This is a genomic window from Xylophilus sp. ASV27 (assembly GCF_016428875.1).
In the GTDB taxonomy this organism is placed as follows: Bacteria; Pseudomonadota; Gammaproteobacteria; order Burkholderiales; family Burkholderiaceae_C; genus Xylophilus.
The window spans coordinates 1-308 of record NZ_JAELTO010000358.1; the positions used below are offsets into that span (position 1 = coordinate 1).

At 73.4% G+C, this 308-nt stretch carries 1 pseudogene; it reads right to left on the minus strand.

Going from position 1 to position 308, the window contains the following annotated elements:
* Nucleotides 1-123 (minus strand): annotated as a pseudogene (locus JHD63_RS23325) (transposase); the annotation flags it as partial.
* Between the last annotated feature and the right edge of the window lie 185 nt (nucleotides 124-308).

A 308-nucleotide genomic window follows, 5' to 3' on the forward strand; every position in this document is an offset into this window, starting at 1 on the left:
CCCCCGCCACCCTCGGCCCTCGTAGTGGCCCAGGCCGAAATCCTGCTTCAGATCCTGGTAGTCACGCTCGATGCGCCAGCGCTGATGGGCGATGTCGACCAACTCGTTGATCGGCGTGTCCTCTGGCCTGTCTCTTATACACATCTCCGAGCCCACGAGACCGTACAGGAAATCTCGTATTCCGTCTTCTGCTTGAAAAGGGGGGGGGGGGGGGGGGGGGGGGGGGGGGGGGGGGGGGGGGGGGGGGGGGGGGGGGGGGGGGGGGGGGGGGGGGGGGGGGGGGGGGGGGGGGGGGGGGGGGGGGGGGG